Source organism: Algoriphagus aquatilis (genome assembly GCF_042657405.1).
Taxonomy (GTDB): domain Bacteria; phylum Bacteroidota; class Bacteroidia; order Cytophagales; family Cyclobacteriaceae; genus Algoriphagus; species Algoriphagus aquatilis.
Genome location: NZ_JBHSKS010000020.1, coordinates 36,346 through 51,321, shown reverse-complemented (window position 1 = coordinate 51,321; position 14,976 = coordinate 36,346). Strand labels below are relative to the sequence as shown.

14 protein-coding genes and 1 rRNA gene are annotated in these 14,976 nt (G+C 44.3%); 11 read left to right on the top strand and 4 right to left on the bottom strand.

What is annotated here, in order from left to right; genetic code table 11:
• The first annotated feature begins 14 nt into the window (after positions 1 to 14).
• The 10 genes from rrf to ACFPIK_RS17160 all read left to right on the top strand — a co-directional run bounded on the left by rrf (position 15) and on the right by ACFPIK_RS17160 (position 9,499).
• Positions 15 to 126, top strand: a 5S ribosomal RNA gene (gene rrf, locus ACFPIK_RS17205).
• A 188-nt stretch (positions 127 to 314) separates the two neighbouring features.
• A complete protein-coding gene (locus ACFPIK_RS17200) occupies positions 315 to 941 on the top strand; it encodes a hypothetical protein (protein ID WP_377917536.1) in 627 nt (208 codons plus the stop codon).
• Between the two features lie 73 nt (positions 942 to 1,014).
• Positions 1,015 to 3,444 (top strand): heavy metal translocating P-type ATPase, encoded by a 2,430-nt coding sequence (locus ACFPIK_RS17195; protein ID WP_377917534.1) that lies wholly within the window; start codon positions 1,015 to 1,017, stop codon positions 3,442 to 3,444.
• Between the two features lies 1 nt (position 3,445).
• Positions 3,446 to 3,634 carry a cbb3-type cytochrome oxidase assembly protein CcoS gene (ccoS, locus tag ACFPIK_RS17190; protein ID WP_187177780.1) on the top strand — a complete coding sequence of 63 codons (189 nt, stop codon included), beginning with the start codon at positions 3,446 to 3,448 and terminating at the stop codon, positions 3,632 to 3,634.
• On the top strand, positions 3,627 to 5,759 hold the full coding sequence (gene ccoN, locus ACFPIK_RS17185) for a cytochrome-c oxidase, cbb3-type subunit I (protein ID WP_377917531.1): 2,133 nt from the start codon (positions 3,627 to 3,629) through the stop codon (positions 5,757 to 5,759). The genes ccoS and ccoN overlap by 8 nt, the downstream gene beginning before the upstream one ends.
• A gap of 12 nt (positions 5,760 to 5,771) precedes the next feature.
• Entirely contained in the window at positions 5,772 to 5,954 is a 183-nt protein-coding gene (locus tag ACFPIK_RS17180) for a cbb3-type cytochrome c oxidase subunit 3 (RefSeq protein WP_377917529.1), read from the top strand.
• Positions 5,951 to 6,883 carry a cbb3-type cytochrome c oxidase N-terminal domain-containing protein gene (locus ACFPIK_RS17175; protein WP_377917527.1) on the top strand — a complete coding sequence of 311 codons (933 nt, stop codon included), beginning with the start codon at positions 5,951 to 5,953 and terminating at the stop codon, positions 6,881 to 6,883. Before ACFPIK_RS17180 ends, ACFPIK_RS17175 begins: the two co-directional genes overlap by 4 nt.
• A 48-nt stretch (positions 6,884 to 6,931) precedes the next feature.
• Complete coding sequence (gene ccoG, locus ACFPIK_RS17170; RefSeq protein ID WP_377917525.1) at positions 6,932 to 8,356, top strand: cytochrome c oxidase accessory protein CcoG; 1,425 nt, start codon at positions 6,932 to 6,934, stop codon at positions 8,354 to 8,356.
• An 11-nt stretch (positions 8,357 to 8,367) separates the two neighbouring features.
• Positions 8,368 to 8,793 carry a FixH family protein gene (locus tag ACFPIK_RS17165; protein WP_377917524.1) on the top strand — a complete coding sequence of 142 codons (426 nt, stop codon included), beginning with the start codon at positions 8,368 to 8,370 and terminating at the stop codon, positions 8,791 to 8,793.
• A gap of 1 nt (position 8,794) precedes the next feature.
• On the top strand, positions 8,795 to 9,499 hold the full coding sequence (locus ACFPIK_RS17160; protein ID WP_377917522.1) for a sulfite exporter TauE/SafE family protein: 705 nt from the start codon (positions 8,795 to 8,797) through the stop codon (positions 9,497 to 9,499).
• On the opposite strand, the gene hemN is transcribed toward ACFPIK_RS17160, so the two are convergent.
• Entirely contained in the window at positions 9,500 to 10,858 is a 1,359-nt protein-coding gene (gene hemN / locus ACFPIK_RS17155; protein ID WP_377917520.1) for an oxygen-independent coproporphyrinogen III oxidase, read from the bottom strand. It abuts the gene before it with no gap.
• A 168-nt stretch (positions 10,859 to 11,026) separates the two neighbouring features.
• Between hemN and ACFPIK_RS17150 the strand changes: the two genes are divergently transcribed.
• Positions 11,027 to 12,109, top strand: coding sequence for an alkane 1-monooxygenase (locus tag ACFPIK_RS17150; protein ID WP_377917518.1), 1,083 nt, complete (start codon positions 11,027 to 11,029; stop codon positions 12,107 to 12,109).
• Here the strand turns inward: ACFPIK_RS17150 and ACFPIK_RS17145 are convergent.
• The 3 genes from ACFPIK_RS17145 to ACFPIK_RS17135 are packed head-to-tail and all read right to left on the bottom strand — an operon-like array spanning position 12,098 to position 14,889.
• Positions 12,098 to 13,141: a vWA domain-containing protein gene (locus ACFPIK_RS17145; RefSeq protein WP_377917516.1), complete on the bottom strand. Its 1,044-nt coding sequence runs from the start codon at positions 13,139 to 13,141 to the stop codon at positions 12,098 to 12,100. The two genes, ACFPIK_RS17150 and ACFPIK_RS17145, sit on opposite strands and share 12 nt — an antisense overlap.
• On the bottom strand, positions 13,122 to 13,982 hold the full coding sequence (locus ACFPIK_RS17140; protein ID WP_377917514.1) for a hypothetical protein: 861 nt from the start codon (positions 13,980 to 13,982) through the stop codon (positions 13,122 to 13,124). The genes ACFPIK_RS17145 and ACFPIK_RS17140 overlap by 20 nt, the downstream gene beginning before the upstream one ends.
• Positions 13,983 to 14,010: 28 nt before the next feature.
• Positions 14,011 to 14,889: a DUF58 domain-containing protein gene (locus tag ACFPIK_RS17135; protein WP_377917512.1), complete on the bottom strand. Its 879-nt coding sequence runs from the start codon at positions 14,887 to 14,889 to the stop codon at positions 14,011 to 14,013.
• Between the last annotated feature and the right edge of the window lie 87 nt (positions 14,890 to 14,976).

Below are 14,976 nucleotides of genomic sequence, written 5' to 3'. Positions count from 1 at the left end.
TTGAGTCTTCCAATTTAGGCGGCCTAGCGCAGGGGTCCCACCTCTTCCCATCCCGAACAGAGAAGTTAAGCCCTGCAGCGCCGATGGTACTGGGGTTACTCCCGGGAGAGTAGGTCGCCGCCACATTATTCAAAACCCAGCCTCTAAAGCTGGGTTTTTTCATTTATGCTTTTTGGAATTATTAGTTGGATCTTCTTTTTCGATGCATATCCTCTTTTATTAAGTGTAAATCTGATTTTTATCATATTCTTTACCTGCATAGGTCAGGCCCTAACTGATTTTCTTGGGATAGTTTTGAGCCATACAATTTTGTCATGGATCTCAAATCACCCCACGCATTACGATACGAACTACCTGAGGATGTTCTAAGGGAGTTTTATTCTAAGGAATTGACAGAATCGTTTGATCCGTCTTTACCTCCACCGTCTTATTTTCATAATGAGGAGAATCCTTCTTTGTTTACCATAGATCTATACAAAACCCTGGAGTGGCTGCATCAACATGATTATCCCAAGCCTCTGGAAAAAGAAGTTTGTCCCATACCTGTTTTACTTTACGTCCCGGAGTTTTCTATTCATCATTTACTTTTTCATTATGATGGTACGCCCAACTCTGCGGACCTAATCAAGAGATTCATCTTCCTTTTTAAAAATCTGATTGGACAAAGCAAAGCGACGATAATCTCGCCTTCTTTTATTCCGAAATCAAAAATCAGAGAAGAGCAAGAAATCATTCAATTGGTCTCCTCAACTACACGTGAGACCAGCTTTATCAAGTTTAATTTCAATCGTATCGGGGACTTTTGGTCCTATGCAGTCAAACACGATTGCACGCTCTTGGTGACGACGAAAAATTATCAGGCCGATCTCGCAAAAGTTCTTTTCCATTTCTATAAAGGTAAAATCTGGAGTGAAAAGCTTTCTTTTTACCTCTCGGTGTAAGTCATTATTCCCACTGATTTTGATCATGTTCTTAGGACATAACCCCAAGTAATTTTAAAAAAAGTTAGTCACAATGAGTTTAGGAGTCCCTGTCAAACTTGAAGAGAAATGCTACCACTGTGGTGAGGACTGTACTCATGACTCATTGGTGTTTGATAAAAAAAGCTTCTGTTGCCAAGGTTGTAAATTGGTTTATGAGGTTCTCTCTCAAAATGACCTTTGTAATTACTATGCAATTGAATCTGCCCCTGGCAAATCTCAAAAACAGGCCTCAGTAATAAAAAATCGCTTTGACTATTTGGATGATGCTGACGTAGTGAATAAGCTTCTCGATTTCAAAAATGATTCCGAGAGCCATGTTACTTTTTATATCCCTCTAATCCATTGCGCTTCTTGTATTTGGCTTTTAGAAAATCTTTTTCAAATCAACGCTGCGATTACCGGTAGTAGGGTTGATTTCGTTAAGAAGAAAGTTCAAATCAAATACCTGAATACCAAGATTTCCCTCAAAGAAGTAGTAAGTCTTCTTTCTACCTTGGGTTACGAACCCAAAATCAATCTCGCGGATCTTGACAAAAAAGAAGGGCATTCCATTGATAGGAAAACGCTCACTAAACTCGGCGTAGCAGGCTTTTGCTTTGGTAATATGATGCTGTTCAGCATGCCGGAGTATTTTTCAGAGGCCAAGCTCCTTGGTGAGGGATTCAAAGGACTCTTTGATTACCTCAATGTCGTCCTTTCTCTACCTATCGTTTTTTATGCGGCGAGCGATTACTACGTTTCGGCTTGGAACGCTGTCCGTCAAAAGAAAATCAACATGGACGTGCCCATTGTATTAGGAATCATTGCTTTTTTCCTTTACTCACTTTGGGAGATTTTCATGCAAGGCAATGCCGGTTACATGGATAGTTTGGGTGGCCTGTTATTTTTCTTGCTTTTGGGAAAAGTGTACCAGCAGAAAACCTTCGCTACCCTTGAGTTTGATCGTGATTATAAAGCTTATTTCCCGATAGCCGTTACCAAGTTGGTCAAAGAGCGAGAAGAGGTAATTCCGCTAATCAAGCTTCAAGTCGGTGATGTGATTTTAGTGCGGGATGAAGAACTGATTCCAGCGGATTCTCTACTTCTCTCCGAAAGGGCGCATATCGATTACAGTTTTGTAACCGGTGAAGAATTGCCTGTACCCAAGCAAAAAGGGGAATTGATCTATGCAGGCGGACGCCAAAAAGGTGATCCGATTTTGCTTACCGTTCAGAAGTCTCCTTCTCAGGGTTACCTGACCGACCTTTGGAACAATGATTCTTTTGAAAAGGAAAATAAGCGCTTGCTCGAACCCTTGGCAAACCGAATCAGCGGGGTATTTACCTGGACTGTTTTGACTATTGCGGTAGCTGCTTTTGTTTATTGGGTAGGGAAAGATATGCCTTTGGCGGTGAAAGCTTTCACCACTGTTTTGATCGTGGCCTGTCCATGTGCACTTTCCATGTCCACTCCTTTCACCTTGGGCAATACCCTTCGAATTTTTGGGAAAGGAAAATTTTATCTGAAGAATGCAGCGGTGGTCGAGCGACTTGCCTTGATCGATACGGTGGTTTTTGACAAAACAGGTACGCTGACCGATCCGGGAAAGGCCAGAATAGATTATTTCGGTGAAGATCTTTCCTCCGAAAGCAAACAGATACTCAAAGCACTCGTCGAGCGATCTACGCATCCCTTGAGTAATCGGATCAACCTTTGGCTAGAAAATACTCCTTCAATTTCCTTGGAAAACCCAGCTGAAATCAAAGGAAAAGGCTTGATGGCAACCTACAAAGGCCAGCAATTCAAATTGGGTTCAGCAGACTTTGTGCAGGTCAAAAACAAGGTTGAAGTACCTACTGGCAATTTGGTCTATTTCGCTGTTGAACATGTTGTCCTTGGGTATTTTCATATTCAATCCACTTTGAGAGAAGGGGCTGCTGCTATCGTCAGCCATCTTGGTCAAACCTTGGATTTACATGTACTTTCCGGTGACCACGGTCATGAAGAGGAATCATTGTCCAAGGCCTTGAAAGGTGAAGTTTCCTATCATTTCAATCAGAGCCCGGTAGACAAATTGAACTATCTCAAGTCTTTGAATCAGCAGGGTAAAAATTCGCTCATGATCGGAGACGGGCTCAATGATGCGGGAGCTTTGCAAGAAAGTCAGGTAGGTGTAGCGATCACCGATCGGGTAAGTCATTTTTCTCCTGCGAGTGATGCCATTTTGGATGCAGATTCATTTGCTAAAATCCCAGCCTTTTTAGCTTTTGCCAGAGACAGCCGGAAGATCATCAAAGCCAGTTTCGGGCTGAGCTTCCTCTACAATATAGTGGGTCTTTCATTGGCTGTTCAAGGGCTTCTGAGTCCTGTCCTTTGCGCGATTCTGATGCCTGTGAGTAGTATTTCAGTGGTCATCTTTACCACACTAGTTACCAATTTCATGGGTGTCCGGAAGGGGCTCATTCACTTAAACAAAGCCTAATATGGAAGTCATCTTTGTCTTGATTGCTGTCAGTTTGGTTTTGGCCGTCACGTTCTTGGTCTTGTTTTTCAGGGCAATGAAGGATGGTCAATTCGACGATAGCTACACGCCCTCCGTCCGCATTTTATTCGAAAACCAGCCTAAAAAAATAATTAAAGATCAACCTAAAAAATCCAAGTCCTATGAATGATGCTACTTTGGAAAGGTTCCATTACGACAATAAGATTGTCAAGTTCTTTGGAGCCGCCACTATTATCTGGGGCCTTGTCGGGATGTTGGTCGGCTTGATTGCCGCTCTCCAACTATTCTGGCCTGAGGCAAACATGGGTAATCCCTATACCACTTTTGGTAGGATTCGCCCACTGCATACCAACGCGGTCATTTTCGCCTTCGTTGGTAATGCCATTTTCGCAGGGGTCTATTACTCCATGCCTAGATTGCTCAAAACGCCGATGTGGAACACAGCCCTCAGCTGGTTTCATTTCTGGGGTTGGCAATTGATCATTCTTTCTGCTGCCTTGACCTTGCCATTGGGTATCACCACTTCCAAAGAATATGCGGAATTGGAGTGGCCTATCGACATTGCGATTGCGTTGGTTTGGGTGGCTTTTGGAGCAAACATGATCGGTACCCTGATCAAGCGCCGTGAGCGACACATGTATGTAGCGATTTGGTTTTACCTGGGTTCGTTTGTGACGGTAGCGATCTTGCACATTTTCAATTCATTGGAGCTTCCCGTTTCTTTCTTTAAAAGCTACTCTGCTTATGCCGGGGTGCAGGATGCCTTGGTACAGTGGTGGTATGGACACAATGCGGTAGCATTTTTCCTCACAACTCCATTCTTGGGTCTGATGTATTACTTCCTTCCCAAAGCGGCCAATCGTCCGGTTTATTCTTATAAGCTTTCGATCGTTCACTTCTGGTCGTTGATTTTCATTTACATGTGGGCAGGACCTCACCACTTGCTTTATACCGCTCTTCCTGAGTGGGCGCAAGTATTGGGTACCATTTTCTCAGTCATGTTGATTGCTCCATCTTGGGGTGGTATGGTGAATGGCCTTTTGACCTTGAGAGGTGCTTGGGACAAAGTCCGTCAAGAGCCTGTTTTGAAATTCATGGTAGTGGCTGTGACCGCTTACGGTATGGCGACTTTTGAAGGCCCAATGCTTTCTCTTAAAAATGTCAACGCGATTGCACACTATACTGACTGGATCGTTGGTCACGTGCACATCGGTGGATTGGGTTGGAATGGTTTCTTGACTTTCGGTATGCTGTACTGGATGTGGCCAAGACTTTTCAAAACCAGCATTTACTCGACCAAATTGGCCAATACGCACTTTTGGCTAGGTACCTTGGGTATCATCTTCTACGCCCTTCCGCTTTATGTGTCAGGTTTGACTCAGTTTTTGATGCTGAAAGAATTCAACGAGGCAGGACGCTTGGCTTATCCTAACTTTCTCGAGACCGTGATTCAGATTGTGCCTATGTACATGCTGAGAGCAGTAGGAGGACTTCTTTATTTGACCGGTGCCATCATTATGGCTTACAATATGTGGATGACTGCCAAGCAAGGTAGCTTCCAGGCTACCGAGGAAGATCAAGCTCCGGCCTTGGCACGAGCTTACAATCCTTCAGGTGAGTTTTGGCATAGAGCATGGGAAAGAAAGCCTGTCTTCTTCACCATATTGGCAACCATTGCGGTAGCTATCGGAGGGGTAGTCGAGATTATCCCAACCATGTTGGTTAAATCCAATATTCCAACCATCAGCTCCGTACAGCCTTATACTCCTCTGGAGTTGGAAGGCAGAGACCTTTACATCGCCAATGGCTGCGTGGGCTGTCACTCGCAGATGATCCGACCTTTCCGATCCGAAACAGAACGCTATGGAGAATACTCCAAGGCTGGCGAATTTGTCTACGACCGACCATTCCTTTGGGGGTCCAAGCGTACAGGCCCTGATTTGCATAGAATCGGAGGCAAATATCCAGACAGTTGGCATTACCATCACATGGTAGATCCGACTTCCATGTCTCCGGGTTCGCTGATGCCATCTTATCCCTGGATGAGCACCAATGAGTTGGACATCTCTGATCTTCCGGCTAAAATCAGAACTCTTCAAAAATTGGGAGTCCCTTATCCTGAAGGATTTGATGCGAAAGCTACGGCTGACTACGAAACTCAGGCTGCCAAAGTGGTGGCAAACCTGAAAGATGCAGGTGTGGAAGTAGCTCCAAATACCGAGATCGTGGCCTTGATTGCTTACCTCCAAAGACTAGGTACTGACATCAAGAAAACTTCAGCTTCAACCAAATAAACTTTAGAAGTCATGTATAAGGAAATCCTCCGTTCGATCGAAAACATTGAGATATACCCAATTATCTCTTTGCTGATTTTCGTAACCTTCTTTGTGGGAATGTTTATTTGGGTGGTTCGCGTACCAAAAAGCTACGTGGATCATATGGAAGCTCTTCCAATGGATGAAAATGAATCAACCTCTTTAAAGCCATGAAAAAGTTATTTTCAATACTTACACTAATGGGTGGTTTGGCCATTCCAGCTTTAGCCCAAACCGAAGAATCCAATTGGTATACCACGTTGAGTGCTATGGATTCCAGCCAATTGACGTTGCTAATCATCCTGGGGGTGGTATTGGTAGTCATTGTTCTCCTGTTGATTTTGATGGTTTACCTGATGTCATTTATGGCTGCGGTATTCAAAAAGGAAAATCCTGCTTTGGCCAATGAGCCTTCTTGGTGGGATAGCTTCAAGGAGCGTTTTGTCACAGGAAAATTGGACGCTGTAGGCGGTAAAGAAGAAAAAGCCAAAATGATGGCTGATCACTCCTATGATGGTATTACTGAGTTGGACAACTTCATGCCCCCCTGGTTGCAGTGGGTCTTTATTGGTACCATTGGTTTTGCAGTGATCTATTTTGTGGATTACACGGTATTGGGTACCGGACTCACAGGCGAAGAAGAGTATCAGGAAGAGCTCCGACTTGAGGCAGTTGCAGCTGAGGGAAGAAAAGCGTCAATGCTCGCAGGTATTGATGAGACCACAGTGGTATTTGACGAAGGAGCGGAATCGCTTTCATCGGGAAAGACCATTTTCGAATCCAACTGTGCGGCTTGCCATGCAGAAGATGGAGGAGGTGGTGTTGGGCCAAATCTAACAGATGAATATTGGATACATGGAGGTTCTATCCAGGATGTATTCAAAGTTGTAAAGTATGGTGTGGTAGAAAAAGGGATGATTCCTTGGCAAGATCAGCTCAGCCCTGAGCAAATGCAGCAAGTCTCCTCCTTTATTCTTTCGCTGAAAGGTACTTCTCCTGCTACGCCCAAAGCACCTCAGGGTGAATTGTATTCCACAACCCCTGCTCCTGCCGAAGCCGCTCCTGTGACAGATAGCACAGCGGTAGTTGCTACGATCGAGTAAATTTAAAAAGCCGGGAGTGTATCTCCCGGCTTTAACCTCAGCCTTTCCATGGCAAAGAAAAATATCAATCCCAATCTTAATCCTGAGTCTTTCCGAGACGCATTGGCCTCTGTCCGTGAGGATGGAAAACGAAATTGGGTCTATCCCAAGAAGGTCAAAGGCTTTTTTTATAACTACCGCACTTACCTCTCTTGGTTATTGCTGGCAATTCTTTTTGCAGGGCCATTCATCAAAGTAGAAGGCAGGCCGTACATGCTCTTCAATATTTTCGAACGGAAATTCATCATTTTCGGAGCAGCCTTTTGGCCTCAGGATACGCACCTATTGATTTTTCTATTACTCATTTTCTTTGTTTTTGTCATTCTCTTTACGGTGGTTTTTGGGAGGGTTTGGTGTGGTTGGGCCTGTCCTCAAACACTCTTTATGGAAATGGTATTTCGAAAAATCGAATACCTGATCGAGGGTGATGCGAATCAACAGCGAACACTCAATGAAGGTCCTTGGACAGCTGAGAAAATCTGGAAAAAAGGGCTAAAGATCTCTGTTTTTGGATTGATCTCTCTGCTTATAGGTCATCTGGTGATGGCGTATTTGATTGGGATCGACCAAGTGATTCAAATTGTCACCCAGCCTCCCACTGCTCATTTGGCTGGATTTATTGGTTTGGTTGCTTTTTCGGGCATTTTCATGTTTGTGTTCTCTTGGTTTAGAGAGCAGGCATGTATTGTGGTGTGTCCCTATGGTCGTCTTCAAGGAGTGCTTTTGGATGACAACAGTATCAATGTGATGTACGACTATGTGAGAGGCGAACCAAGAAGTCCGATCCGTAAGCAGGCTACTGAAGTTGCTCCAAAAGGGGATTGTGTGGATTGTGGACTGTGCGTGCAGGTTTGTCCTACAGGAATTGATATCCGAAACGGGACTCAAATGGAATGTGTGAACTGTACTGCCTGCATCGATGCCTGTGATGAGGTCATGGTTAAGGTGGACCGTCCGACAGGTCTGATTCGGTACGCTTCCGAAAACAGCATCAAGCAAGGTTTTCAGAAATTATTCACCGGACGAGTAAAGGGCTACACCTTTGTTTTGATGCTACTGGTAGCCGCATTTGTCAGTCTGATTGCTACTCGGGAGGATTTGGAAGGGACCATCACCCGTTTCCCGGGTATGACCTATCAGGCCAGACCTGATGGTAAAGTGTCTAACTTGTATAACATCACGTTGATCAATAAGACCTTTGAACCGCAAAGTGTAACTATCGTTTCGATGGCTGATGGGATGAATGTGGAAATCGTGGGCGATACCAATTGGGTAATCGAACCACAGACTAAGTTTGAGGGGCGATTCTTTCTGGTAAAAGAACAAACCGATGTAAAGGTGCCTCAGGAGAAAGTCCACTTGGTGCTTTCTGCCGAAGGAGTAGAATTTGACGATATTGAAACCAACTTTATGGCACCCGTGGGTGGCAAATAAACCGAGAAACTATGGATTGGGGAAAAGGAATTTTATTGACCATTATCGCCTTTGTAGGCTTTATCATGACGCTAGTGGTCATTTCGGTAAGACAGGATGATATTCATCTGGTGGCTGAAAATTACTACGAAAAGGAAATCAAGTATCAGGATCAAATTGACCGTGAAGTTTCGGCATCTACGCTTGACCGAGAAGTATTGGTTTTTGACGGACAGGAAAAGGCAATGATCCTGGATCTACCTGTTGGTGCGAAAGGCAGTCTTCAGCTCTTTCGACCTTCGGATGCCAGACTGGACAAAAATCTTCCGCTCGAAATCACTTCTGAAGGAAAAACCAAGGTTCCGCTACAGGATTTGAAATCCGGCTATTGGAGAGTTCAATTGACGTGGACTGAAAATGGCGTAGACTTTTATGAAGAAAAGAAAATTACCCTTTAATATGCTCTGGACTGCTTTTGTGTTGGGGTTTTTGGGATCATTCCACTGCGTGGGAATGTGTGGTCCCATTGCTTTGGCAGTAGGCGGAAAAGGAAGCAATACCTTTTTATTCAACAAAATCATTTATAACCTAGGGCGAAGTTTGACCTATGCCATGCTTGGACTAGTGATCGGGAGCTTGGGTTTTTCCCTTTCGTTAGCAGGAATTCAGCAAGGCATATCGATTGGGATGGGGGTTCTGGTCGTTTTGCTTTCTCTGAGTTATAAAAAAGCCGATCAATTTTTGAGTATTCCGGCACTTTCAGGAGTGGTCTCCTGGATCAAATCCAAGCTTGGGCGGTATTTAAAATCTGGAAGCAAAGTGGCTTTTTTCTCCACCGGATTGGTCAATGGACTTCTGCCTTGCGGCATGGTCTACATGGCCTTGGTGGTGGCGATGGGCATGCAAAGCCCTTGGTTGGGTTCTGCCTACATGTTTTTCTTTGGCATGGGCACCATCCCGATGCTGTTAGGATTGATGATCTCGGGAGATCTCTTGCCCATAGTTAGGCGTCAGCAATTCCAAAAAGCTATTCCTTATCTGGGAATGTTGATTGGAATATTGATGGTGTTTAGGGGCTTGGGACTTGGGATTCCGGGATTGAGTCCGGAGTTGGCAGTATTTGATTATGGTACTCAGCAGGTAGAAATCACCATGTGCCACTGATCAGATTGCCTTACTGAAGACAGCTTTTTTCTCCTGAGTTTGAATCATCCGTAAGTCAAAATTGGAACAAATATTTCGCACCACGGCCATTCCATCCGGATGAATGGTGAGTTGCAAATCCGTCAAAGTAAGTAGACCTTCCTCTTCAAATTCCTTCAAAGCCTGTTTGTTTTTTGCCGGGATATTTTCCCAAATGCTAAAAGGAATGGTGGCGCTTCCCTTACAGATCAAATCCAGGATCAATTCCCTAACCAGTAAGTCTTCTTCAGTCAATAGATGGCCTTTTACCAAGGCAATGTGATGCTCTTTGAGCTCCTCTTCATAAGCTTCGATCCGCTTCTCGTTTTGGGCAAATCCGATCCATACGTCGCTGATACTGCTGGCGCCCAATCCCAAAAGCATTCGGGAGGGGAGTGTCGTGTAACCCATAAAGTTGCGGTGCAAAGTCCCTGTTTTTTTGGCTACACAAAGAGGATCATTGGCTAGGGCAAAATGATCCATCCCGATTTCTTCATAGCCCATTTCGATCAGTTTGGCTTTTCCAAACTCATACAAAGCTCGCTTTTCTTCCTCCTTGGGAAGGAATTCTTCAAAGCTCTTCTGAGCTGGAAATGCAGAGGGCAAGTGAGCATAACTGTAAAAAGCGATTCGCTCGGGCCTCAACTCTGCCACCTTTTGAAAGGTGTTTTCAAGAGTCAGGAGCGTCTGATGCGGAAGCCCATAAATCAGGTCAAAATTGACTGAGGTGTATCCCAATTTTCTGGCATTATCGGTGGCCAACTTAACCTTATCAAAGGGTTGAATGCGATGAATAGCTTGTTGGACCTTTTCGTCAAAATCCTGAATCCCGTAGCTGACCCGGTCAAATCCCAAGAGGGCCAATTCCTGAAGGTGCTCAAACGTGGTATTGTTGGGATGTCCCTCAAAGCTGAATTCAAAGTTTTTAGTTCTTTCTGCCGACTTAAGGATTTTGGAGATCATGAACTCAAGGCTTTCGGGCGCAAAAAAAGTAGGGGTTCCTCCTCCAAGGTGAATTCCGGATATTTTTGGCATTTCTCCCAAAACGCCAAGGTAATGTTCCCATTCTCTCAGCACAGCTTCGATATAGGGGTCTTCTACCTTGTGATTTTTGGTGATTCGCTTGTTGCAGCCGCAATAGGTGCAGAGGTTTTCGCAAAAAGGAAGATGGATATACAGGCTGATTCCTTCGTCTTTTCCAAACTGATCAAAGGCAATTTTTACCGTTTTTTCCCAACTCGTCAGGTCAATCTGATTGTCCCAAAGCGGGACGGTCGGATAGGACGTGTACCTCGGTACTGGTTGGTTGTACTTTCGGATGAGTGCTGGAGATAGTGCCATGATTTCCAAATTTCTGGCAAGTTGGTGCCTATTCTCCTGGCAGGAAGTGATAAGGAATACACAGAAAGCTGATTTTTGTCAGGATTTGAACAGATGTTAATTGAGAAGAAAGAGGATTGTTATTTCCTGTACCTTTCCCTAAATTTTCCCGACAAAAATCACTTGGTAATGAAAAAGATCGGATTCTTCAGCGCTTTGATTTTGCCAGCTTTGTTGGTATTGGGAGTGTATTTGGGAGGAGCATTCCAATGGTTGATCCATGGATTTGTTTTTGTGCTTGTTCCACTGATGGATTATTTGATTCAAAAGGATACGCACAATGTACCTGCAAAGGAAGTCAGTGAAGTGACCAAAGAGCGGTTTTATCGCTTGATTACGTTCATATGGGTTTATGTCCAACTCGCTGTGTTGGTTTGGGGATTTTATGTGGTGGCCACTTACTCGTTTACTCTCCTCGAATGGATTGCTTTCACATCTGGAGTGGCTTTGGTCACAGGAGGTATTGGGATCACCGTAGCTCATGAATTGGGTCATCGTGCTGAAAAAATCGAACAGTTTTATGCGAAAGTGCTGCTCATGACGGTATGTTATATGCACTTTTTTATTGAGCACAACCGAGGGCATCATGCGCGGGTAGCTACGCCGGAAGATCCGGCCACCAGCCGAAAAGATGAGTCTTTCTACGCGTTTTGGTGGAGATCAGTGACCGAGGGCTATCTAAGTGCATGGCATCTCGAAGCCGAAAGATTAGCTAAAAAAGGACTTTCCAAGTGGTCGCACCAAAACCAGATGATTTGGTTTCAGCTCTTTCCGATTTTCTTTGCGGGACTTTCCTTCGGGATTTTCAGTCTGCTTTTGGAGCGCTTAGTCTGGGAAGTACCTGTGTTCTTTTTTACTCAAAGCGTTTTGGCATTCACTCTTTTAGAGTTGGTGAATTACTTGGAGCATTATGGGATGGAAAGGAAAAAACTATCCAATGGAGGTTATGAAAAAGTGACTCCCATTCATTCTTGGAATGCTTCTCAGTTGGTAAGTAATTTTCTTCTATTCCAGCTTCAACGGCACTCTGACCATCATGCGTATGCTTACAAGCGCTACCAAGTTTTGGATCACCATGATCAAAGTCCACAACTCCCCGCAGGCTATTCGGCTATGATTATTTTGGCTTGTTTTCCGCCGCTTTGGTTTGCAGTGATGAATCCAAGGTTGGAAAAATGGAAAAAAGTCCAGTTGGCAGAATCAGTCCAATAAGAAATTATTGAGGAAAGAGCTTTTCAGTCCCAACCAGACCAGGAAAAACAACATGGCCCAAAAAAGATAAATTCGATAATAATCTTGGGTCTCCTTGTATCTGTTTTCTAGTATTTCCGCTTTTTCCAAGGTGTTGATTTGATCGAAAATCTGCTGGAGCGCACTGCCATCTGAGGCTCTGAAAAACTGACCGTTTCCAATTCGGGCGATTTCCCTCAGGGTTGTCTCATCCAAATAGCTTTCCACCATTTGAGGTCTGCCAAAGAAATCTGTTCCATAGGGGACCATGCCGTCTTTTCCCACCGCAATCGTGTAGATCTTAATGTCAAAAGCAGAGGCAAGTTGAGCTGCGAACAAGGGATCCACATTTCCTGCATTGCTTTCCCCATCTGATAGCAAAATCATCACTTTTGAAGGCGTTTCGCTGTCTTTCATTCGATTGGTACCTGCCGCTATAGCCGAACCGATTGCCGTGCCTTTGGCCTCGATCATGGAGAAATTGATCTCTGAAATCAAGCTAGTGAGCAGCTTATAGTCATTGGTCAGAGGTGAGAGCGAGTAGGCTTCTCCTGAAAAAACTACCATTCCTATCCGGTCTCCGAATCGGCCTTCGATAAAGTCAATTGCTGTCTTCTTGGCAGCTTCCAGCCTGTTTGGAGTGAAGTCTTGCAGGTCCATGGATTCAGAGATATCCATGACCAACAGGATATCGATCCCTTCGGTGAACTGCTCAACCCGCTCGTTGCTTCGCTGAGGTCTCGCCAAAGCGACCACAATGAAGATTAAGGCTAGGAAAAAGAAGCCCGTAGGAATCAGTCTCAGGTAGGTCCAGGGATTGCCCCGGGCTACTCTTTTGGGAAGGGAAAGCTCGAGAACAGGTCGCTTGAGGAATTTGACAAACTTTCGAAACAGGATCAATACAGGAATTATCCAGAGCAGGTTTAGCAAGATGGGCTTTTCCCATTCATAGGATTTGAAGGTCTCAGGCAAAAACCAAGACCAGCTAAAGAATTCAGCGAGAAGCTCTTTCATTTCTGATTTGGTTTAATTTTTCCTTGTAAGTGGTTTTTGCTATTTCAAAAAGGTAGGCAGTCGCCTCTTCTGTCTTTCCTTCCTTGCCAGCATAGATGATCATATCGATCGAGCGTAGCGCTTTGAATACTTCCTTGTCCTGGAGTGCGTCGGAGATTTCACTGGAAGTCCACTCCTGATAAGGCTGTGCAGTCAAACTTTCGAGATAACCTTTCCAAAGCCCAATTACCTCATCAGCCAGCTCCTGATTAGGATTTTGAGCCAAAAGTGTTGAAAGTCTTTTCCACTTGAGTTCGAATTGGATCCAGCGAATTTTTTCTCTGTTTTTCTTGAAGATGGCTTTGATTCGATCCTTGAATAAGGTGAACAGGACTCCCAAAACCAGAATCACTGCAGCTGAGATCAGTCCAAAAAGTAGCCAATTGAATGATTTTTTGAGCGGCTGATAGACGTTATTTTCCTGAAAAACCAATTCTTCCGGAATAGAGTCCAGCATGAGTTTCAGCTTCAATTCTGCTTCGTTGGTGAAGTAAGTTAAGCTGTCATATCGATTGAGCTCGTAGACAGGCAAAGCCAAAAATACCGATGGTTCGAGGGAGAAATTGGATAGGTAATAGATGGCACTGTCCTGCGTGATTCCATCCACTGTATTTGAAATGAAAGTTTTTTTCTCCAAAAAGACTAACGGAGAAAAATCAAATGTCGAATCCGGAAACAGTAATTGACTGGTCTCGGGATATTTCGCCTTGAGCACAAATCCCACTCGCTCACCCAGTCTGGCTGAGTCTTGAGTAAAATAACCACTTATCTCCACCTGCTGCGCAAGTGAGGAGTTAATCATTGCCAAGAAGAAAAGTAAAAACCCAAATCTACCCACGTTTCATTCGTTTGTTTCGGTACTTAAATAGGTCTATCAACGGGGCCACGATGTCTAGTCTGGAATCGATGACAAGGTAGTTGATTTGGTTCTTTTTGCAGATTTCCTGCAGGTTTTCACGCTCGGTGGTGAACGTATCAGCGATTTTCTTTGAAAAACTTCCGAAGGCCGTATTGATCCAGGTAGTTTTCCCTCTTTCCTTGTCGAAGATCGGGATAATTCCCAAAGCAGGAAGAGCGGATTCCCTCGGGTCTGTCAGCTGAATGGCTACCACATCGTGCCTTTCTGCCAATGCCCGAAAGGACCGTTCGTAATCCTGATCGATAAAATCTGAGATGACAATGATGATACTTCGCTTTTTGATAAGATTGAGCGCAAAGGAAAACATTCCATTCAGGTTGGTTTTCAAGCTTTTGTTCTGATGATCAAAAATTCCTCGAATGATTTTTACACCCTGTTTGCTTCCTTTTGCCGGCAGGATTAACTTTTCCTGCTGATCGGAATAGGAGATCAAACCCACTTGACTCCCTTCATAGACAGCCGCTAGGGTTAATACTCCTGCAATCAGCTTTCCTTGGTCGATTTTCTTTTGGCCCTGCTGTCCAATGTCCTGGCTTCCTGATATATCCAAAAGAAAATATACGGACTGTTCTTTTTCTTCTTTGAAGGTTTTGACGAAAGTGCCATGCCCCTTAGCTGATACTTTCCACTCGATGGTTCGGACATCATCTCCGTATTGATAGGGTCTGAGGTCGTCAAACTCCAGGCCCGAACCCTTGAAGAGCGATTGGTATTCGCCTTGGAGGTGGTTATTGGCCACCTTTCTGATCATGATTTCGTACTTCCTGAGTTTGCCAAACAGCTGGTCCATGAGTGGATTTTGAATGGGCTAAGTTAAAGTCTTAAGCCGAAATTTAAAATTTGACTTATGGGAGTGGTCTGGATATTATCCGTTAAA